Annotated in this window: 17 protein-coding genes; 11 read left to right on the top strand and 6 right to left on the bottom strand. The window is 70.1% G+C overall.

Going from position 1 to position 20893, the window contains the following annotated elements:
* Positions 1-17: 17 nt before the first annotated feature.
* Entirely contained in the window at positions 18-995 is a 978-nt protein-coding gene (locus H5407_RS04555) for a patatin-like phospholipase family protein (RefSeq protein ID WP_183103253.1), read from the top strand.
* Here H5407_RS04555 and H5407_RS04550 read toward each other — a convergent pair.
* The 3 genes from H5407_RS04550 to phaP all read right to left on the bottom strand — a co-directional run bounded on the left by H5407_RS04550 (position 973) and on the right by phaP (position 3522).
* Entirely contained in the window at positions 973-1947 is a 975-nt protein-coding gene (locus tag H5407_RS04550) for a DUF3667 domain-containing protein (RefSeq protein WP_183103252.1), read from the bottom strand. The genes H5407_RS04555 and H5407_RS04550 overlap by 23 nt on opposite strands.
* Positions 1944-2708, bottom strand: a complete 765-nt coding sequence (locus tag H5407_RS04545) for a DUF3667 domain-containing protein (RefSeq protein WP_183103251.1) — start codon at positions 2706-2708, stop codon at positions 1944-1946. The genes H5407_RS04550 and H5407_RS04545 overlap by 4 nt, the downstream gene beginning before the upstream one ends.
* A gap of 256 nt (positions 2709-2964) precedes the next feature.
* Positions 2965-3522: a phasin family protein gene (gene phaP / locus H5407_RS04540; protein ID WP_183103250.1), complete on the bottom strand. Its 558-nt coding sequence runs from the start codon at positions 3520-3522 to the stop codon at positions 2965-2967.
* Between the two features lie 713 nt (positions 3523-4235).
* Here phaP and H5407_RS04535 point away from each other — a divergent pair.
* The 6 genes from H5407_RS04535 (at position 4236) to H5407_RS04510 (ending at position 11045) form a co-directional block, all read left to right on the top strand.
* A complete protein-coding gene (locus H5407_RS04535; protein ID WP_183103249.1) occupies positions 4236-7199 on the top strand; it encodes a TonB-dependent receptor in 2964 nt (987 codons plus the stop codon).
* A 167-nt stretch (positions 7200-7366) separates the two neighbouring features.
* The gene (locus tag H5407_RS04530; protein WP_183103248.1) at positions 7367-8326 is read left to right on the top strand and encodes a histone deacetylase; all 960 of its coding nucleotides are present in this window, start codon (positions 7367-7369) and stop codon (positions 8324-8326) included.
* Positions 8323-8793, top strand: a complete 471-nt coding sequence (locus tag H5407_RS04525) for a thioesterase family protein (RefSeq protein ID WP_183103247.1) — start codon at positions 8323-8325, stop codon at positions 8791-8793. The genes H5407_RS04530 and H5407_RS04525 overlap by 4 nt, the downstream gene beginning before the upstream one ends.
* On the top strand, positions 8790-9515 hold the full coding sequence (locus H5407_RS04520) for a nitroreductase (protein ID WP_310737613.1): 726 nt from the start codon (positions 8790-8792) through the stop codon (positions 9513-9515). Before H5407_RS04525 ends, H5407_RS04520 begins: the two co-directional genes overlap by 4 nt.
* Positions 9516-9523: 8 nt before the next feature.
* Positions 9524-10495: a D-glycerate dehydrogenase gene (locus tag H5407_RS04515; protein WP_183103246.1), complete on the top strand. Its 972-nt coding sequence runs from the start codon at positions 9524-9526 to the stop codon at positions 10493-10495.
* Positions 10496-10625: 130 nt separating this feature from the next.
* Positions 10626-11045, top strand: a complete 420-nt coding sequence (locus H5407_RS04510) for a VOC family protein (protein WP_183103245.1) — start codon at positions 10626-10628, stop codon at positions 11043-11045.
* Positions 11046-11049: 4 nt separating this feature from the next.
* On the opposite strand, the gene H5407_RS04505 is transcribed toward H5407_RS04510, so the two are convergent.
* Positions 11050-12087, bottom strand: coding sequence for an RNA methyltransferase (locus H5407_RS04505; protein WP_183103244.1), 1038 nt, complete (start codon positions 12085-12087; stop codon positions 11050-11052).
* 104 nt (positions 12088-12191) lie between these two features.
* On the opposite strand from H5407_RS04505, the gene H5407_RS04500 reads away from it, so the two are divergent.
* The 4 genes from H5407_RS04500 (at position 12192) to H5407_RS04485 (ending at position 18800) form a co-directional block, all read left to right on the top strand.
* A complete protein-coding gene (locus H5407_RS04500) occupies positions 12192-13703 on the top strand; it encodes a DNA recombination protein RmuC (RefSeq protein ID WP_183103243.1) in 1512 nt (503 codons plus the stop codon).
* Positions 13700-14905, top strand: coding sequence for an MFS transporter (locus H5407_RS04495; protein ID WP_183103242.1), 1206 nt, complete (start codon positions 13700-13702; stop codon positions 14903-14905). The genes H5407_RS04500 and H5407_RS04495 overlap by 4 nt, the downstream gene beginning before the upstream one ends.
* 199 nt (positions 14906-15104) lie before the next feature.
* Positions 15105-15707, top strand: a complete 603-nt coding sequence (locus tag H5407_RS04490) for a FecR domain-containing protein (protein WP_183103241.1) — start codon at positions 15105-15107, stop codon at positions 15705-15707.
* A complete protein-coding gene (locus H5407_RS04485) occupies positions 15708-18800 on the top strand; it encodes an EAL domain-containing protein (RefSeq protein ID WP_183103240.1) in 3093 nt (1030 codons plus the stop codon). It begins immediately after the preceding gene.
* Between the two features lie 12 nt (positions 18801-18812).
* On the opposite strand, the gene H5407_RS04480 is transcribed toward H5407_RS04485, so the two are convergent.
* The gene (locus tag H5407_RS04480; RefSeq protein WP_183103239.1) at positions 18813-20048 is read right to left on the bottom strand and encodes a caspase family protein; all 1236 of its coding nucleotides are present in this window, start codon (positions 20046-20048) and stop codon (positions 18813-18815) included.
* Positions 20048-20803 carry a hypothetical protein gene (locus H5407_RS04475; RefSeq protein ID WP_183103238.1) on the bottom strand — a complete coding sequence of 252 codons (756 nt, stop codon included), beginning with the start codon at positions 20801-20803 and terminating at the stop codon, positions 20048-20050. The genes H5407_RS04480 and H5407_RS04475 overlap by 1 nt, the downstream gene beginning before the upstream one ends.
* Positions 20804-20893: the final 90 nt, after the last annotated feature.

Genomic DNA, 20893 nt, shown 5'->3' with positions numbered 1-20893 from the left:
CAATAGAATGCCGCGCCATGCGATCGCCTGATTTTTTGGATTCCCGCCCGTCACGTCCGTCACGGCCTTCACGCCGAACGGCCCTGGCCGCCCTGCTGGCCCTGGGCCTGGCCGCCTGCGCCACGGCGCCCAGCCGCAATGCCGGCACGGAGACGCCGCCGCCGCAGCCGGTCCAGCCCCTCGACCCCGTCGTGCCCTCGCCCCCGCCCAAGCCGCCCAAGCTGGGCCTGGCCCTGGGCGGCGGTGCGGCGCGCGGCTTCGCGCACATCGGCGTGATCCAGGTGCTGGAGGAGAACGGCATCAAGATGGACCTGGTGGCGGGCACGTCGGCCGGCAGCCTGGTGGCTTCGCTCTACGCCTCGGGCAAGAACGGCAAGGAGCTGGCGCAGATGGCCGAGTCCATGGACGAGGGCGCCATCACCGACTGGGCCTTCCCCACCCGCGGGCTGATCCGTGGCGAGGCCCTGGCGCGCTTCGTGCGTGAGAAGACCGGCCATCGCCTGATCGAGCAGATGCCCTTGCCGCTGGGCATCGTTGCCACCGATCTCTCGGACGGCTCGCCCATCCTCTTCCGCACCGGTGACACGGGCGCTGCGGTGCGCGCCTCCAGCTCGGTGCCGGCGGTGTTCCAGCCGGTCAAGATCGGCCAGCGCGAGTATGTGGACGGCGGTCTGGTAGCGCCTGTGCCCGTGCGTTTCGCCAAGCAGATGGGTGCGGAGCTGGTCGTCGCGGTGGACATCTCCGAGCCGCCCGAGGCCAAGCCACCCGGCGACGCCATGCGCATGCTGCTGCAGACCTTCTCCATCATGGGCCGCTCCATCAACAACTTCGAGCTGCGCGAGGCGGACGTCATCATCCGCCCCAGGCTGGAGGGCGTGGGCAGCGCTGACTTCTCGGCCCGCAAGCGCAGCATCCAGGCTGGCCGTGATGCCGCCCTGGCCGCACTGCCGCTGCTGCGCCAGCGCCTGGCGGCTAAGACGCGAACAGGTAGATGAACATCGCCGCCAGCACCAGGCCCAGGCTGATGCTGTAGGCCACCATCAACCCGAAGGCGCGGGGCAGGGTGCTCCACCAGCGCGTGCCGTAGACGCGGTGCAGGGCGATCAGCGGGTGGACCACCATGGCCAGCGCGCAGAACACCGCCACTGACTCCGACTTCAGCGTCAGCAGGGCCAGCACGGCGAACCAGAAGGCATGCTGGTGCAGGGCGAAGACCAGGTGCTCGGTGTAGCGGCGGCGCTTGTCCACATAGAGCAGCTTGAGCCACAGTGCGAAGGCCGGCAGCAGCACGAACATGGCCTGGCCGAGGTGGTCCAGGGCGCGCGAGGGGAGGTCGGCGAAATACTCGCGCACGGTGGCGGGGTCAGCCGTGAGCCGGCGCTCGAAGCGCTTGCAGACCTTGTCACTGAAACCCTCGCAATAGAACTGGCCCTTGTGGGTGCCGGCCCGCCAGGCGCCCAGATCCACCATGGTCAGCTCCTGGCGATCCTTCTCGTCGATGATCAGCGTCCCGCGCGGCTTGGCAGGTTTGGGCATGGCGGCGCTGCCCGGGCTGGCCGGGCTGGAGGCCGCGCTGCCCGCCTCGGGCTCGTCCAGGGGCAGCTCGAGCTGCCCGTTCAGTCGCAGGGCCAGCAGCAGGACCACCGACATCGTCAGGTACAGGCGCAGCGGCAGCACGTAATGCCGCCGTCGGCCGGCGAAGTACTCCAGCGTCAGCTGCCCGGGGACGAAGAGCCGCCACAGCGTGCGCCACAGGGCACCCTCGGTGGAGAAGTAGGCGCCGCCGAACTGCTGGATGAACTCGCCCAGGGTCGGGGCCTTGACCTCGGTCTCCTGCCCGCAGTGGCTGCAGAAGCGCTGTCGGGGCTCGGGCAGCGCGGTGCCGCAGTTGGTGCAATGGCCGCTCATCGGGGTGGGGACCAGCAACTGCCTGCGAAACCAGTTCATGACACGACGGTCCAGAGGATGGAGAGGATGAACATGCCGAACAGCAGCACGGCCTGCGCGAGCAGCAGCAGGGTGGCGCGCCAGGCCGTGCCCAACCAGCCTCTCCCATAGACCCGGCGCAGGGCCAGCAGGGTGTAGCCCAGGTTCCACAGCCCGCCCAGGGGCAGCAGTGCCGGCAGGGCCACCAGCCACAGGCTCAGGAACCACACGCAATGCAGGTGCAGGGCGAAGACCAGATGTTCGGTGTAGCGCAGGCCGCTGCCGTCACGGCGCCATTGCAGCAGCTTCAGCAGCAGGGCGAACACCGGCAGCAGCACGAACATCGCCCGGCCCATGCTCGCAATGACCTGCTCCGGCGCCGCCTGCAAGGCCTGCACCACGGCGCCGGGGTCCTGCTCCAGCCGCGTCCGGGCGCGAACGCAGTACCAGTCCGGCAGGGCGGTGCAGGTGAAATGCCGCTGTTCCATGCCAAGCACCAGAGGTGGGATGCGCACCACGGAGTAGCTGCCGGTCTGCAGGGCCTGGCGCGTGCGTTCGGCACTCTCTTCGCTGAAGGGGGCGTGGCCCAGCAGCCTCAGCAGAGCCAGTGTCAGCACGCTGATGGTGAGGTACAGGCGCAAGGGCAGCACATGGCTGCGGCGCTTGCCGCGCAGGTAGTCGGCCGTCAGGGCGCCGGGGCGGGTCAGCAGCAGTTTCAGCGTGCGCCACAGCGCGCCTTCGGTGGAGATGTAGGCGCCGCCGAATTGCTGGAGAAATTCCATCAGCGTAGGCGCCCGGACCCGTGTCTCCTGGCCGCACTGCGCGCAATAGGGCGCGGGCGGCTGTACCAGGACCGCCTCGCAATTGGGGCAGTGGACAAGGGACGGTGTGGCCTTCGCTGTCATGGTCAGGCGCGGATGCTAGCAGCGCCCGGGAGGCGCAGATCCAATAAAAAAAGCCCGAGGCACAAGGCTTCGGGCTTCAAGGGTACCTGGGTGACGCGGTCACCGCGGGGTACCGAGGAGACAACTGCTCAGATCAGGCGGCGGTGGGGCGCTTGGCGCGGCTGCCGGCCTGGGAGGCCTTCACGGCGGTGTTGGTCACGGCCTGGAAGTTGGCCTCGGCCACTTCGGTTGCCTGCTTGGCCGCCTTCTGGATGTTCTCGATGGCGTTGTTGGCGGCGGCCACGGCGGACTTCACCAGGGCCACGGCGTTCTCGGTGCCGGCCGGGGCGTTCTTGGCGGCGGTATCGACCACGGCGTTGAACTTGGTCTGCACGTCGGCGAACTGGGCTTCGGCGACCTTGGCCACTTCGGCGTTGGTGGCGGTGGCGATGTCGTACAGGTGACGGCTGTAGGCGGCGGCCTTCTCGGCGCTGGGTTGCAGCAGCGAGGTCTGCAGGGCCAGCAGCTCTTGCGCGTCCTTCACGGACAGGGCGGCCTGGGTGTTCTCGGCGGCTTCGGCCAGGGTGGCCTTGGCCACCTGCAGGTTCAGCTCGACCAGCTTTTCCACGCCCTCAAAGGCCTTGTTGGTCAGGCCGAAGAGGGTTTCGATATTGGCCTTGTGGGCGGCGAAGATTTGTTCTGCAGTCAGCATGGTGCTCTCCTGAGTTTGAGCGGGAGGACCCGCGGGTGTCCTGATGGAAACTGGGTGACAGCGATAATGTTGCACTGCAACATGACTCGCATTGTGGGGGCTGCCTGACCGGCTTGCAAGCACTTTTTGTTGCGCCGCAGCAAAGTGAGGCAAATCGGCAGAAAAGCCACGCTCCGGGGGATCCGTCACAACCGGGTCAGGGGAGCGGCTGTCGAGGCTTGCGCTTTCCAGATGCCTGGTGTTCGCTGTCCTGCGGCGGTCCCGGGATCCCGGCGCCCAGGTCCAGCCGCCGGGCCTGCACAACGGCGATTCCAGCCGGGCGGCAAGCGCACCTCGCAAGCAAATGAATCACCCTGCGCACGAAACGTCGCCCCGAGGCAACTGGGTGTTTGCGCCTTCACGGCGGCTGGCCGGATAGCGGTCGCTCCGGCCAGCCCGTCGCGGCCCGTCGCGGCCCGCGCTGCCGTGCGTCGTGGGGCTGGCGGTGCCGCGCCCTCCCGGGCCCGGGACTGATCGGGAGGGCGGTTCTTCTGGGAGTTAGGGCGTGGATGCCGCGCAAGCTGGCTGTCAAGGTGTGGCGGCTCTGATGACCGCCGGGCTGACAGACGAGATGATCCATGCGCACACCTGCCGCGAGGAGGATTGGCCAGACCTCACACGGGTCTGCCCGGCGGCGTGCTTCACGACATTCAAATCAAACGACAGGAAAACCAATGTCTCATTCCAGGAAATGCCTGACCACGGCCGCTGTTTTGCGGCGCTCGGCGCTGGTCATCGCCATGGGCGCGGCCTTGAGCACCACGCCCGTGCTGGCCCAGCAGAGCGCCGGCTCCATCAATGGGCAAGCCCGCGCGGGCGACAGGATCACCATCGTGAACAAGGCCGTCGGTCTGACCCGCACGGTCACGGTTGACAAGGATGGCGGCTACGTGGTGAGCCAGCTTCCGCCCGGCGAGTACCAGGTGGTGGTGACGCGAAGCGACGGCAGCACCCGCACGCAGACCGTCGCCGTGGCTCCCGGCAAAGGTTCGGTGGCTGACTTCAATGCGCTGGACCAGGTGATCGTGACGGGCTCCGGGGTCAAGACGATCGACATGAAATCGACGGAAAGCGCCGCCCTGCTGAACAAGGCGGAGATCGACCGCATCCCCGTCGTGCGCGACGTCACCGCCATCGCCCTACTGGCGCCTGGGGCGGTGCGTGGCGACGGACGCATCGGCAACGTGCCCTCGCTGGGTGGCGCCTCCCCGGCCGAGAACGCCTACTACATCAACGGATTCAACGTCACCAACATCGTCAACGGCATCGCCTTCAACTCGGTGCCTTTCGAAGGCATTGCCAGCCAGCAGGTCAAGACCGGCGGCTATGGCGCGGAATACGGCCGCTCGCTGGGGGGCGTGATCTCGGTGACGACCAAGCGCGGCACTGATGAATGGCACGGCGGCGTGAGCGCCAGCTTCGAGCCGGCGTCGCTGCGCGGGTCTTCCATCTACTTCAAGAACGCCATCACCGACGCCTCGAAGTGGGGCGACTGGCAGGCCACGAACCGCCCGGGCGACTTCGACCGCCGCAAGGTGAGTGCCTACGCCGGCGGCGCGCTGGTCAAGGACACGCTCTACGGCTTCGGCCTGGTGCAGCTGCAGAACGAGCGCACACGCTGGTACGGGAACACCGCGCAGTACGACGAGACCAACAAGACGCCTCAGTACCTGCTCAAGCTGGACTGGAACCTCACCAAGAACAACCTCATCGAGCTGACCGCCTTCAATGACAAGACGGAGCGCAACCGCGCCAACTTTAAGTCGCCCAAGGCCTACGGTACCGAGCGTGGCGATGACCAGGGCACCGACATCTACACCACCGGCGGCGCGACCCAGATCCTGAAGTGGACCAGCTGGCTCACCGACGACCTCACCGTCTCCGCCATGTACGGCGTGGGCCGCTACAGCCGCTCCTCCATCATCCCGAGCAGCGGTTGCGAGTACATCAGCGACGAGCGGGGCACCGAGGCTGTCCAGCGCGGCTGTGCCACCCAGACCCAGGTCGGCGACCCGGCGGCCAAGGACAAGCGCACGGCCTACCGCTTCGACGTCGAGTACGCGCTCAATGCCAAGCACACGCTGCGTGCCGGCCTCGATTCCGAGGTCTACCTGACGCATGACGGCACCGTGGCCCCGGGCGCCTCCAAGTCCTGGTGGACGCTGACCACCCTGGCCGCGGACGGCAAGCTGCCCAACAACTATGTCAACGCCACCGGAGCGCCGTTGGACGTTGTCACGGTGCGCTACTTCGAGAACGGCGGTGATTTCCGCACGGAGAACTCGGCCTGGTACATCGAGGACAACTGGCAGGCGACGAAGAATCTGCTGGTGAGCGCGGGCCTGCGCAGCGAGGCTTTCACGAACAAGAACGGTGGCGGCAAGGCCTTCATCGACGTGAAGAACACCTTCGCACCGCGCCTGGCCGCGGCCTGGGACGTGGCCGGCGACGGCAAACTGAAGGTCTACTCCAATCTGGGCCGCTACTACATCCCGGTGTACGCGAACACCAACGTCCGCCTTTCCGGCAAGCAGGGCGACTGGACCGACTACTACAAGTTCGGCGGCAGCTTCAGTGCCGACAAGCTCGAACTGCCGGCCCTCGGGGCCAAGCTGGGCGAGCGCAAGATGAACTCCGATGGCACGGCCCCCGACCCCCGCACCATCGTCGACCCCAACATCAAGCCGATGTTCCAGGATGAGTTCATCATCGGCTTCCAGAAGGCCCTGGTCGATCGCTGGTCCGGTGGCGTCAAGTACACCCACCGTGCGCTCAAGAACTCGATGGACGATGTCTGCTCCTTCGAAGGCGCCTACGACTGGGCCCGCAAGTCCGGCAAGTACACGGAAGCCCAGGCACGCCGCATCGGGAACACCATCTCGCGCTGCTTCCTGGCCAATCCGGGCAAGGACCTGACTGCCAACGTCGATCTCGATGGCAAGCGCGAGCTGACGGCGGTGACGATCCCGGCCGAGGCGCTGCGCTTCCCCGTCAAGCCCAAGCGGACCTATGACGCGCTGGAATTCACCATCGAGCGCGCCTGGGACAAGAAGTGGAGCCTGCAGGGCTCCTACGTGCTGGCCTTCAGCAAGGGTACGACGGAGGGCTACATCAAGTCGGACATCGGCCAGCGTGACGCCGGGATCGGACAGGACTGGGACCATCCGGGTCTGATGGAGGGCTCGGATGGCTACCTGCCCAACGACCGCCGTCACACCTTCAAGCTGTGGGGCTCCTACGCCGCCACCGACGAATGGCGCCTGGGCGCGAACCTGATCCTGCAGAGCGGCCGCCCGCGCAACTGCCTGGGCACCTATGCCGGCACCATCGACAGCCACTCGATCGACTACGGCTCCACCTCGTTCTACTGCATGGGCAAGCTGACGCCGCGCGGTACCGCAGGGCGCCTGGACTGGACCAAGGAGCTGAACCTCCAGGCCACCTACACGCCTCGCGCGCTGAAAGGCATGACCTTCTCGGTGGACCTGCTGAACGTGTTCAACGCCCGCACGCCGGGTGCGGTCGACGAGCAGTCGGACAACGGCCTCAACTCGCCCCGTCCTGCCTATGGCCAGCCGGACGCCAACTCCGTGCAGCAGCCGCGCCGCGTGCGCCTGATGGCCCAGTACGAGTTCTGATGGCCTGAGCTCGGGCCCAGACCGGCTGCGGCCGGCTCCACGAAACACCCCGGTGACGCCCGTCCCCGGGGTGTTTTTTCTTGGGGGCGGTGCCGGCCGGCGCACCGGGCGCGTTTGTGGCTAGGATGCCGCCATCTCCGCATCCGCCGGGCTGCCGCCCGATGCCCATGCAGGCCTTCCATTCCGACGCCCATGCCTTGCAGCTGCCCGCCCAGCACCGCTTCCCGCAGGCCAAGTACCGTCTGCTGCGGGAACGCGTCGAGTCGGATCCCGGCGCCGTCTGGCTGTGCCCCGCGCCGGCCGCCAGCGAGGGCGAACTGGCCCTGGCCCATGAGCCGGACTACATCACCCGGGTGCTGGAGGGCGGCCTGAGCGAGGCTGAGCAGCGCGAGATCGGCTTCCCCTGGTCGCCGGCGATGCCCCTGCGCTCCCGGCATTCGGTGGGCGCCACCATTGCCGCTGCCCGCTCGGCCCTGGCAGAGGGCGTTGCCATGAACCTGGCCGGCGGCACCCATCACGCCTACGCCCACAAGGGCAGCGGCTACTGCGTGTTCAACGATGTGGCCGTGGCCGCGCGGCTCATGCAGGCCGAGTGGCACGCCCGCCAGGGCAGCGCCGCCCCCGGCCTTCGGGTGCTGGTGATCGATCTGGATGTGCACCAGGGCAATGGCACGGCGGCTGTCTTCCGGGACGACCCCAGCGTCTTCACGCTCTCGATGCACGGTGCCCGCAACTTCCCTTTCCGCAAGGAGGCCAGCAGCCTGGACGTGGAGCTGCCCGATCGCACGGGCGATGCCGCCTACCTGGCCGCCCTGGACCAGGCCCTGGCCGTGGTGGAGCGCCGCCTGCAGGCCCATCCCCCCGGCCTGGCCTTCTACCTGGCCGGCGCCGATCCCCACGAGGGCGACCGCCTGGGCCGCCTCAAGCTGACGGCATCCGGTCTGCTGGCCCGGGATGAGCGCGTGCTGGACTGGCTGTGGCAGCGCCGCATTCCCGTGGCCCTGAGCATGGCCGGCGGCTATGGCGCGGACCTGGCCGCCATGGTGGAGGTGCAGTACGCGACGGTGCAGGCGGCGTCGCGCGCGTGGCAGCGCTGGCAGGACGCCGGTGGAACAATGGCCCGATGACGAACGCCGCCCCCGCCCCTGATGCGCGCCCCGGCCCCGAGCCCCGCAGCGCTTTCGCCCGCTTCATCCCGCTGAGCACCCGCTGGATGGACAACGACCTCTACGGCCACCTCAACAACGTCGTCTACTACAGCCTTTTCGACACCGCGGTGAACCAGGTCCTGATCGAGCAAGGCGCGCTGGACCTGCACGGCGGCGAGGTGATCGGCCTGGTGGTGGAGACGCGCTGCAACTACTTCGAGCCGCTGGCCTTTCCGCAGCGACTGGAGGCCGGCCTGCGCGTGGCACATCGCGGCCGCTCCAGCGTGCGCTACGAGATCGGCCTCTTCGCCGAGGGCGCGCCCTTGTGCGCGGCGCGCGGCCACTTCATCCATGTCTATGTTGACCGCGAGACGCGCCGCCCCGTGCCGGCCCTGCCCGCGACCTATCTGAACGCCCTTCAAGCCCTGGAAGGAATTCCCAAGTGAGTGCCAAGAACCCCGTCTTTGATCGACCCAGCCCCGAGGCCCAGGCGGCCGTGGACGAAGCCCTCCGCACCCGCCATTCCATGCGCGCCTTCCTGGACACGCCCGTCCCGCGCGAAGCCCTGGAGGACATCCTGCGCGTGGCCGCCCGCGCGCCCTCGGGCACCAACACCCAGCCCTGGCAGGTGCATGTGCTCACTGGCGCGGCCCTGCAGCGTCTCAGCGACCGCATCATGGCCGTCTACGATGACCCGCAGGAGCTATCGACCCACCAGGAGGAGTACGCCTACTACCCGCGCGAGTGGATCTCGCCCTTCATCGACCGCCGCCGCAAGGTGGGATGGGACCTCTACGGCCTGCTCAAGATCGGCAAGGGCGACAAGGCCCGCATGCACGAGCAGCACGGCCGCAACTACCGCTTCTTCGACGCGCCGGTGGGCCTGATCTTCAGCATCGACCGCGTGATGCAGCAGGGCAGTTGGCTGGACTACGGCATGTTCCTCGAGAACATCATGATCGCCGCCCGCGGCCGCGGCCTGCACACCTGCCCGCAGGCGGCTTTCACCCAGTTCCACCGCCTGATCGCCGAGGAGCTGAAGTTCGGCCCCGAGCAGATGCTGGTCTGTGGCATGGCCCTGGGACATGCGGACCCGAACGCCATCGAGAACAGCCTGGTGACCGAGCGCGCCGCGCTGGACGAGTTCGTCCGCTTCCTCGACCAGTGAGGCCCCTGATGAGCCAGACCAAGCCGGCCGTCTTCGTGGCCCGCCGCATCTTCCCGGACGTCGTGGCCCGGCTGCGCGAGCATGCCGAAGTCGAGGAGACCGACAGCGACGAGCCCCTGCCCCCCGAGCAGCTGATCCGGCGCCTGCAGGGCAAGGCCGGCCTCTTTGCCACCGGCACCGAGCGTATTGACGCCGCGCTGCTGGACGCCTGCCCCGAGCTGCGCGCCGTTTGCCTGATGACCGTGGGCTACAACAACGTGGACCTGGCCGCCTGCACGGCGCGTGGCGTGCGCGTCAGCAATGCGCCCGATGTGCTGACCGAGACCACGGCCGACTTTGGCTTCGGGCTGATGATGGCCGCCGCGCGGCGCATCAGCGAGTCCGAGCGCTACCTGCGCGAGGGGCAGTGGAAGCAGTGGCACGTGGACCTGCTGGTGGGCGCCGATGTGCACGGCAGCACCCTGGGCGTTCTGGGCATGGGCCGCATCGGTCAGGCCATCGCGCGCCGAGGTGCCCTGGGCTTCGGCATGCGGGTGATCTATCACAAACGCAGCCGCCTGGCGCCCGAGCAGGAGCAGCCCCTGGGTGCGCGCTGGGTCGATAAGGAAACACTGCTGCGGCAGAGCGACCACCTGGTCATCGTCATGCCCTACAGCCCCGAGGCGCACCACCTCATCGGCGCGACCGAGCTGGCCCTGATGAAGCCCTCGGCCACGCTGACCAATGTGGCGCGGGGCGGCATCGTCGATGACGCCGCCCTTGCCGCGGCCCTGCAGGCCGGGCGATTGGCCGCGGCAGGACTGGACGTGTTCGAGGGCGAGCCCGCCGTGCACCCGGGCTTGCTGGCCTGCCGCAACGTGGTGCTGACCCCGCACATCGCCAGCGCTTCCATCCCCACGCGCCGCGCCATGTGCGACCTGGCGGTGGACAACCTCATCGCCGCCTTGACCGGCAGGCCGATGAAGACGGCGTTGAACTGAGCCCGCGCAGGCGCCCAGGTCCCCAGCGGCCAGGACGCCAGCAGGGCCGGAACGGCCGCCGTCAAGGAATCGGGTTATACCGGGCGAGGGAGCCAGGCCCTGAACGCCCATCCGAGGAAGGAGACACCCCGTGAATGCCTACCTGAGTTTTGACGGCCGCTGTGCGGAGGCCCTGGACTTCTATGCCGCCGCCCTGGGCGGTCGCAAGACCATGCAACTCACCTATGGCGAGGCGCCGCCGGCCCCCGACTGCCCACCTGCGTCGGACGAGTGGAAGGACCGCATCATGCATGCCCGCATCGAGGCCCGCGGCTTGACGCTGATGGGCTCGGACATGCCTCCGGGCATGCCCTTTGAAGGTTACAAGGGCTTCAGCCTGTCGGTGTCGGTCCATGACAAGGCCGAGGGCGAGCGCTTCTTCCAGGCCCTGTCCGCCGGCGGCCAGGTGACCATGCCCTATGGCGCCACCTTCTGGTCGCCCGGCTTCGGCATGCTGGTGGACCGCTTCGGCGTGTCTTGGATGGTCAACTGCGAACCGGCCGCCAACTGAGCGTTCAGCCTGCCGCCTTGCGCACGACGCGCACCGCCGCCGAGCCGTCCAGCGCGCGGGCCCGCAGCTGGCCGCAGCCGCCGTCCACTTCCTGGCCGGCGGAGTTGCGCAGCTTGGTCAGCACGCCGCGGCGGTGCAGCTGGCGGGCGATCTCGGCGGCGCGCTCCCAGGCCGGGCGCCGGAAGGGCAGCTCGGGCACGCTGTTGTAAGGAATCATGTTGAGCACGCCGTAGCGGCCCTTGAGCAGGCGCACGATGCCGTCCAGCTCGTCCTCGCCGTCGTTGACGCCCTCCATGAGGGTCCACTGGTACTGGATGGGATAGCCGCTGAGCTGCGCGTAGCGCTCGCCCTCGGTCACGATCTCCTCGGGCGTGAGGCGCGGTGCGCGGGGCAGCAACTGCTCGCGAAGCGCGGCCTTGCTGGTGTGCAGCGAGAGCGCCAGCGCCGGCTTCACCGGGCCCTGCGGCAGGCGCTCGAAGACCCGCGGGTCGCCCACGGTCGAGAAGACCAGGCTCTTGTGGCCGATGTTTCCCGCGGTGCCCAGCAGCTCGATGGCCTCCATCACATGCTCCAGGTTGTGGGCGGGCTCGCCCATGCCCATGAAGACGACCTTCTTCACCGGCCGCTGCCTGCGCGCGAGCACGACCTGCGCGACGATCTCAGCGCTCGTCACCTGGCGCAGCAGGCCCGAACGGCCCGTCATGCAGAACTGGCAGCCCACCGCACAGCCCACCTGGCTGGACACGCACAGGCCCTCGCGCGGCAGCAGCACGCTCTCGACCGTCTGGCCATCGCCCAGCTCGACCAGCAGGCGCTTGGAGCCGTCCTCGGCCGGGTGCTCGCTCTGGACGCGGGCCAGGGCGTCCAGATCGGCCTCCAGCGCGGGCAGGGCTTCGCGCAGGGTCTTGGGCAGGAAGTCCTCGATGGGACGCTTGGTGGTGGCCTGGGGCAGGGCCTGGCTCCAGAGCCGCAGCACGCGGTGTTCGTGCTTGGGCAGGGCGCCGAGGGCGCGCAGGCGGTCCCGGATGTCTTGAATTCGCATGGTGAGAGGCGGATTTTACGAGGCCGGCGCGGGCTGTTCGCACAGCACGCTGCCCGCAAGCCCCCAGCCGCCCGGGCCGCCGGAGGGCCTGAGACAATCGGCCCATGACGCTTGCCGAACTGCTCCTGCTGGCCTGCCTGGCCCTGATTGTTGCCCTGATCGTGCTGGTCCTGCGCCAGCGGCAGTCGCCGGAATCACCGCAGCTGCAGGCCCATCTCCAGACACTGGTGCAGGGCCAGGATGCCCAGGGCCGCCAGACCGAGCGCCTGGAGCGCGAGCTGCGCGAGGAACTGCAGCGCGGCAGCACCGCTCTGCGCCAGGAGACCCTGGGCCAGCTGACCCAGTTTCAGCAGGCGCTGATGGGCCAGAGCGGTGACGCCGTGCGCACACAGAACGAGCAGATCGACAGCCTGCGCGTGCAACTGGCCAGCCTGCAGACGGCGCTCTCTCAGGGCCTGCAGGCCACCACGCAGTCCCTGGCCGCCCAGGCGCTCGCGGCCCGCGAGGCCCAGGACGCCGCGGCCCTGCGCAGCAGCCAGTCCCAGGCCGAGAGCCTGGCGCAGCTGGCGCAGGGGCTGCGCGAGCAGTTGCAGCAGCTGCAGCAGGGCAATGAGCAACGCCTGGCCGAGCTGCGCCAGACGGTGGAGCAGCGCCTGCAGTCCATCCAGCAGGACAACGAGAAGAAGCTCGAGCAGATGCGCGCCACGGTCGATGAGAAGCTGCACGCCACGCTGGAGCAGCGCCTGGGCGAGAGCTTCAAGCAGGTGGCCGACCGCCTGGAGCAGGTCCACAAGGGCCTGGGCGAGATGCAGAACCTGGCTCGGGACGTGGGCTCGCTCAACCGCGTGCTGACCAATGTGAAGACGCGCGGCATCTTCGGCGAGGTGCAGCTGGCGGGCCTGCTGGAGCAGGTCTTCACGCCCGAGCAGTACGCCTCCAACGTGGCCACGCTGCCGGGCTCTAGCGAGCGCGTGGAGTTCGCCATCAAGCTGCCGGGCCAGCGTGCGGATGGCGTGCCGCTGTGGCTGCCCATCGACGCCAAGTTCCCCCGCGAGGACTACGAGCGCCTTCTGGAGGCCCAGGACCGTGCCGATGCCGCCAGCGTTGAACAGGCTGCCAAGGCCATCGAAACCCGGCTGCGCCTGGAGGCCCGCACCATCCGCGAGAAGTACATCGCACCGCCTCACACCACCGACTTCGGCATGCTTTTCGTGCCCACAGAGGGCCTCTACGCCGAGGCCCTGCGCCGCCCCGGCCTGGTCGAGTCCCTGCAGCGCGATCACAAGGTGATGCTGGTGGGCCCCACCACCTTGCTGGCCACGCTGACCAGCCTGCAGATGGGCTTCCGTACTCTGGCGCTGGAGAAACGCTCGGCCGAGGTGTGGGAGGTGCTGGGCGCGGTCAAGACGGAGTTCGGCAAATTCGGTGAGGTGCTGGCCAAGACCAAAAAGAAGCTGGAGGAAGCCAGCAACACCATCGACGCCGCCGAGGTCCGCACCCGAGCCATGAGCCGCAAGCTCAAGACTGTCGAAGCCCTGCCCGAGGACAGCAGCCAGCGTCTGCTGGCCCTGGGCCTGGCCGAGGGGGCGGACGCTGCGGAGGATGAGCCCGCATGACGGAGCCCGCCCCCGGCGAACCAGCCCTTCCCGCAGCCGCCGTCGCCACACCGGGCTCGCTGAGCCGTGCCTTTGTCTGGGTCATCGCCAGTCTGATCGCCGTCCATGCCTGCATGGCCGTCACCCGCGTGGCCGCCAGTCTGTGGGTGCTGCGCGAGGGCTATGGCGAATGGGCGGTGGGCGTGCTGCTGAGCCTCTTCGCGGTGGCGCCCATCGCGCTCTCGCTGTGGGCCGGCCGCCTGGCGGATCGGCATGGCTTCCATCGCCCCGTAGGACTGGGCGTCGCCATGGCCCTGGGCGGGGCGCTCGTTGCCTGGGCCTCCATGCAGCTGTGGGCCCTCGCCCTGAGCTGCCTGCTCAGTGGTGGCGCGGTCGCAGTGGCCGCCGTGGCCATCCAGCGCGAGGCCGGCCTGATGGCCAGCGACCCGTCGGAGCTCAAGAAGGTCTTCAGCTGGGTGGCCTTGGGGCCGGCCCTGTCCAACGCCATCGCGCCCGTGATGACGGGCCTTCTGATCGATCACGCCGGCTTCCGCTGGGCCTTCGCCCTGGCCGTGGTGCTGCCCGGCCTGGCCTGGTGGATCGCCCGCCAGGTGCCGCGCCACGTGCCGGCGGCGCAGGCCAGTGCGGCGCGCCAGCCCCCGGCCTGGGCCCTGCTGCGGCAGCCGGCCTTGCGCCGCCTGCTGATGGTCAACATCGTGCTCTCGGCTTGCTGGGACGCCCACAGCTTCGTCGTGCCCGTGGTGGGCCATGGCAAGGGGCTCAGCGCCTCCAGCATCGGCCTGGTGCTGGGCTCCTTCGCGGTGGCCGCTACCTGCGTGCGCCTGGCCATTGCCCGCTGGGGCGAGACCCTGGACGAGCTGCGCGCACTGCGCTGGGCCATGGGCCTGGCCATGCTGATGCTGGCGGTCTACGCCTGGCTGCCGGGTACACCGGGGCTCATGTTCGGCTCGGCCCTCCTGGGCCTGGCCCTGGGCTCGGTGCAGCCCATGGTGCTGTCCATGCTGCACCGGGTCACCCCGCATGATGCCCACGGCCAGGCCCTGGGCCTGCGCATGCTCATGGTCAATGCAGCCACCGTGAGCATGCCGACGGGCTTTGGCCTGCTCGCCGCGGCCACGCTGAAGGCTGCACCGATGTGGCTGATGGCGGCGCTGCTGGGCGGCGCGCAGTGGCTGGCGCGGGGCATCCGCATCAAGCCCTGAGCCTCGCCCTGAGCCTCGCACGCGGGACAGCGCCCCACAGCGCCTGTCGGGCAAACGCTTGTCGGCCCGCCCCGTGCTGGCTAGCATGGGTCGCAGCCCCGCTGGCATGACGGGGCAGGAGCCGGACATGCGGACTACAGCACCTTGGGACCCGGGGGCTTTGCCGCCCGCATTGCTGCGACGACGCCGGGCGCATCCCATGGCCTGGCTCGTCGCATGCGCCTGCCTGGGCATCGCGCCTGCCTGGGCGCAGGGCGCAGGCCCCGTGATCGGCGAGGTGCTGGTGCTCAAGGGTGAGGCCTGGATCGACGGCCAGCCCCTGCGCCCCGGGGATCGCCTGCAGGCCGGGGCCACCGTGCGCACCGGCCAGCCCGGGCGGCTGCGCCTGCGCTTCGAGGACGGCTCGGTGCTGGTGCTCAGCGATGCCACCGAGCTGCGCCTGGAGCGCTGGCTGCCGTCAGCGGGTGGTGCGCGGCAGGCCAGCCTGTGGCTGTCGCTGGGCCTCATCGGCCAGACGGTGCGCCCGCAGGCCGGCGGCAGCTGGCAGGTGCGCACGCCTTCCGCGGTCACGGCGGTGCGTGGCACCGAATTCTTGGTGGAGGTGGACGCCGGCCACAAGACGGCCGTCCATGTGCAGGCGGGCGCCGTGGCCGTCGATCCTGCGGGCGCCGCCGCGGGGCCCACCCGGCTGTTGGACCAGCCTGCGCACGGCACGGACTGCCGTGTCGATGCCGGCTGCAGCGAAGTCAAGATCTGGCCCCAGCCCCGCGTCAATGCCTTGCGCGAGCGGCTGGAATTCTGAGTGCCCAAGCTGCCGCTGAGCGCCGGCCGCCAAGGACATCGCATGCTCCTCCAGCGCAACTCACAAACTTCGCACGCCGTGCATGCCAGCCGCTCTGGCCGCTGGCACCAGGCCGGCGGCCAGTTGCTGCTGGCTGTGCTCGTGGGCCTGCTGAGCCTGCTTTTGTGGTCGCAGCGCGGGCAGTGGCCGCTGCTGCAGCGCCTGGACCGCCTGCTGCTGGACGCCCAACTGCAGCTGCGCGGCCCTCTGCAGCCGCAGGCGCCGATCACGTTGGTGGCGGTGGACGACCGCAGCCTGCAGGCCCTGGGGCGCATCGTGCCGGACCGCGCCCAGTTGGCCCGAGCGCTGGTCCAACTGGCCTCGGCCCGGCCCCGCGCCATGGCCCTGGACACCCTGCTGCTGGCCCCCGCGGCCGACCCGGCCGATGACGAGGCGCTGGCCGCGGCCATGCGCCAGGTCGGGACGGTGCTGCTGCCTTATGCCCTGCCGGCCGAGCTGGAGGCGGGCGAGCAGGCCATCGAGCCGGGCGAGGCCGTGCTGCGCAGCGCCTTCACCCGCTATGCCGGCGAGGCAGGGCAGCTCTTCCAGGCGCGCACCCTGCGCCAGCCCGTCCCCCTGCTGGCCGACGCAGCCTCGGGCATGGGCCACGTCAGCGTGCAGCGCGGCGTGGACGGTGCTGTGCCCTTCGACCTGCCGGTGCTGGCCTACGAAGGCGAGCTCTACCCCTCGCTGGCCCTGCGCCTGGCCGGCGCGGCGCGCGGCCTGGACTGGGCCCAGGCCCGGGCGCAGCTGGGTGAGGCCGTGCTGTGGCAAGACCTGACCCTGCCGCTGGATGCTCTGTCACGGCAGTGGATCAACTACTACGGCCCGGCCGGGCGCTTCGAGCAGGTCAGCTTCATCGACCTGCTGGAGGGGCGCGTGCCGCCGGAGCGTCTGCATGAGCGCATCCTGCTGCTGGGCAGCACGGCGCTGGGCGCGGGCGATGCCTTCCCCAGCCCCTTCGACGGCGGCCTGCCCGGCGTCGAGCGCCTGGCCACCTCAGTGGACAACCTGCTGAGCCAGCGGGTGCTGCGCCACCCGCCGTTGGCGGCACTGATGGAGATGGGCCTGATGCTGGGCCTGCCCCTGCTGGTGGGCCTGAGCCTGGCGCGCCTGGACCTGTGGCGGGCCTATGCCCTGCAGGCCGGGCTGCTGCTGGCCCTGGCCCTGACGCTGCAATGGGGCCTGGCGCGCCAGCATGTGCTGGATCTGGGCCTGCCGCTGCTGAGCCTGGTGCTGGCCTCGTTGGGCGCCATCTTCATCCGCGGCCTCAGCGAGCAGGCACGGCGGCGCCAGGCCCTGGCGGCCTTGCGCGAAAGCGAGCAGCGCTACGCCCTTGCAGCGCGCGGTGCCAATGACGGGCTGTGGGACTGGGACCTGGTCCATGGCAGCGTCCATTTCTCGCCCCGCTGCCTCGCCCTGCTGGGATTGGCGGCGGACGAGGCCCAGGGCATCGAGAGCCTGGGCAAGCCTCTGGCGCGCACTGCGAGGGAGGGCCTGCAGGCTGCCATCGAGGCCCATCTGCAGGGGCGCAGCCTGCAACTGCACCAGGTGCTTCAGTTCGAACAGGGCGGGCAGCAGCGCTGGCTGCTGCTCAAGGGGGCGGCCATCCGCGAACCGGGCAGCGGGCGGGCGCTGCGCATGGCGGGCTCGCTGAGCGACATCAGTGAGCAGCAGCGCCTGCAGCTGCAACTGAGCCACGACGCCCTGCACGACCGCCTCAGCGGCCTGCCCAACCGCACGGCCTTTCGCACGCAGATGGCTCAGATGATGAGCCTGTCACCGGGCCGCCGGGAGCTGGGCCTGCTGATGCTGGGCCTGGACGAGTTCCGCAGCTTCAATGAGGTTCACGGCCCCCTGGCCGGTGACGAGGTGCTGCGCCAGCTGGCGCGACGCCTGCGTGAGGCCGAGGTGCTGGCGCGTGCCCGGGGGCAGGGCCTGCTGCTGGCGCGGCTGTCGGGCGACGAATTCGGCCTGGCTTTCAGCGGCCCTCTGGAGCCCGGCGGTGGCGCCCCGGGTGGCTGGCCCGCCTGGGCTCTGCGGCAGCTGGAGGCGCCCTTCGAGATCGGCGCGACGCCTGACGCCTCGAGCGGCGAGGGCGCGGCCCTGCCGGTGCAGTTGGTGCAGCTGCAGGCCTGCGTGGGCTGGGCGCACGTGGCCCAGGGGCCGGGCGATGTGGACGAGCTGCTGGCCGCTGCCGAATCCGCCCTGGCTCGCGCAAAGGCACAGGGGCCGGGGCACTTGCATGCCTTCGACGCGGCCGAGCAACTGGTCGAGCATTCGCGGCGCTGGCTGCGCGAGCAGATCGAGCGGGCCCTGCAGGAAGGCGGGCAGTTTCAGCTGCACTACCAGCCCTTCATCCGCCTCTCGGATCGCCGCCTGCTGGGCTTCGAGGCCCTCATCCGCTGGCAGCATCCCGAGCGCGGCCTGATCATGCCGGGCGACTTCATCCCCGTGGCCGAGGCCAGCGGCCAGATCGCTGCCATCGGCCGCTGGACCTTGCTGGAGGCTGCGGCGCAGCTGCAGCGCTGGGCTGCGCTGGGCTTCCAGGGCGAGATCGCGGTGAACGTGTCCGGCGTGCAGCTGGAGCGCGAGGAGGCCCTGCTGCGCGATGCTCGCGACACCCTGGCCGCCCTGGGCCCGGTGCCGGCCCGGCAGCTCAAGCTGGAGGTTACCGAGAGCATGGCCATGGCCAACCCCACCCGCAGCGCCGAGCTGCTGCGCCAGCTCTCGCAGATGGGCTTCAAGCTCTCCATCGACGACTTCGGTACCGGCTATTCCTCACTGGCCTACCTGCACCGCTTCCCCTTCGACACGCTCAAGGTCGATCGCAGTTTCGTGATGCGCCTGGCCGCCGGCCAGGAGGCGCAGGAGATCGTGCGGACCATCGTGGGCCTGGCCCTGGCCTTGGGTAAGCAGACCCTGGCCGAGGGCGTGGAGGACGAGGCGCAGGCGGGCCTGCTGGCCCGGCTGGGCGTGCAAGTGGGGCAGGGCTGGCTCTTCGCCAAGGCCCTGCCCGAGGCCCAGGCCACGGCCTGGCTGGACCACGCCTGAGCGGCGTCGCGTTCAGAGCCGGTCCTGCCCGCGCGCCATGGTGCTGAGCAGGCGAGGCGTCTGTGTCAGCCGGCCGGCGCTGACCTGGCGGGCCAACTGCGCGGTGAGGCGCTCGGCATCGGCAAAGGCCTCCTGGAGCAGCCCCTGGCGCTGCTCCAGGCACTCGAACAGCAGCTGGGTGAAGAAGGAACCCCGCAGGCGGCGGCCGCTGCGCAGCGGGCTCTCGAAGCTGCCCTCGCGCGGTGGCGGCCCCAGGGCCAGCTCGCCGGGGCTGGTGGCGGTCAGCAGGGTGTAGCGCGAGCGCTGAGCGCGTGCCGTGGCGGCCCAGGGCTGCAGGGCGATGCCCTCGCGCTGCTCCGCCAGGCCGGCGGGCAGGGGCTCCTGGCGCAGGGACTGCAACATCTCGCCGCTGTAGCAAGTGTCGATCAGGGCCCGGGTCTGGCGGCTGGGGCGCTGGGCGAGGTCCTGCAGCAGGCTGTCCCGCACGCTGCTGCGCTGCAGGCGCAGCAGGTACTCGGCGGCGTCTCGGCTGCGCGGCCCCATCGCATCGCCCGAGTCGTAGGCCACGATGGACATGCGCCGGTCGTCCCCGCCCGCCGGGCCCGGCAGGGGCAGGGCGCCGTGGCTGGAGACGTAGATGAAGAGCTCGTCATCGCTGCCCAGGGCCCGGCCGACGGCGGCGATGGCCGATTCGATGGCGCCTCGCGTGGCCTCGGGCCCCAGCAGGGCGGTCGTCTCGTAGCCGGCCCGGGCCAGGTACTGCTGCACGCGCCGGGCGTCGTCCTCGCCTTGCAGGGGGCGCAAGTGGCGATCGTCCAGGAACTGGTTGATGCCGATCAGCAGCGCGCGCCGGCGCGAGGGCGGCGCCTGGCGCTGGCGGGCCTGGGCATGGGCCTGCAGGGCCAGCGCGGCCTCGCGCTCCCAGCGCCGCTCGGCGATGTCCGTGGGGTAGAAGGGCGAGACCGCCGTCGGGCCCAGCAGGGCCTGGGCGAGCACGAAGGCGGTCTCCACCTGCTCCTCGCTGGCATAGCGTCCCAGCAGCTGCGCGCGACCGACCGTGTCGCGTGCCACACGGGCCTCGGCCAGGCCTTCCGCGCGCAGGCGGGCCTGCAACTGCGCGAGCTGCTGGTCGCTCAGCTGGTGAGCCTGGTAGACCCGCTCATAGCCGCGCACCTGCTGGGGCGCAACGCAGCCCGCCAGCGAGAGCAAGGGCACGGTGGAGAGCGCCATCAGCGCGCGGCGCCGCATCAAATCACCTGCACCTGCGCCTGTGCGCTGGAGGCCGGCAGCTCGCCCGCGCGAATGCGGAACTCCAGGCGGTAGACCGTGCCCAGCGGTGCGTCCTTGGGGATGGGCAGGCGCACGAGGTCCAGGTGCTCTCCGGGCGGCAGCACGCGCTGCTCCTGGGCCTGGGCGGGCAGGGGCAGGGCGCTCTCCTGGCCCTCCACCACGGCGAAGAGACGGCGTTCGATCTGCACGGCGGCCTCGGACCCATCGGGCGTCAACAGGATGAAGCGGCTGCGCACCTCCACCGCGCTGTCGGGGCGGGCCTGGGGCGGCATGTCGACCTGGGTGCTGCGGGCGAGCAGGCCCTGTTCGGGGCGGTAGTCGGTCTCGCGCACCAAGGCCTCGACGTCCTGGCCGCGCTCCAGTCGTGATTCGGGCAGCCATTCCGGATGCTTCTTGAAGCACGTGGCGGCCGCGTTGAAGTAGGCCGAGGCCAGACCCAGCGCGCCCCCAGTGCCGGCCCCCACGCTGATGCTGACGCCGCCGCGCTCGTTGCTGCGGTCCTCGCTGCGCCGCCCCAGGTGCACGCCCAGGCCTCCCAGCGCGCCCAGCAGGCCGCCCAGAAGCCCGCTGCCGCGCTGCTGCCCGCGTATGCACTGGTCCAGTGCCGCATTGGCCGACTGCTGGGCCAGCAAAGGAGGCGCGGCGACCGGGCCCAGCAGCAGGGCCGCGAGGAGAGCGCTGCGCAGCAGGCGCGGTGCGGATGGGGCGTTCATGCGGGCACCTCCGGCAATATCTCTGGCGAGATGCCGGAATTCTGCGCCCCAGCAGAGCGCTGCGGCAAGGCGAGGAGGGCAGGAAAATCG

Source organism: Mitsuaria sp. WAJ17 (assembly GCF_014174515.1).
Taxonomy (GTDB): Bacteria; Pseudomonadota; Gammaproteobacteria; order Burkholderiales; family Burkholderiaceae_C; genus Roseateles_B.
The sequence above is the reverse complement of the archived record's forward strand: the minus strand, read 5'-3'. Positions and strand labels throughout refer to the sequence as shown.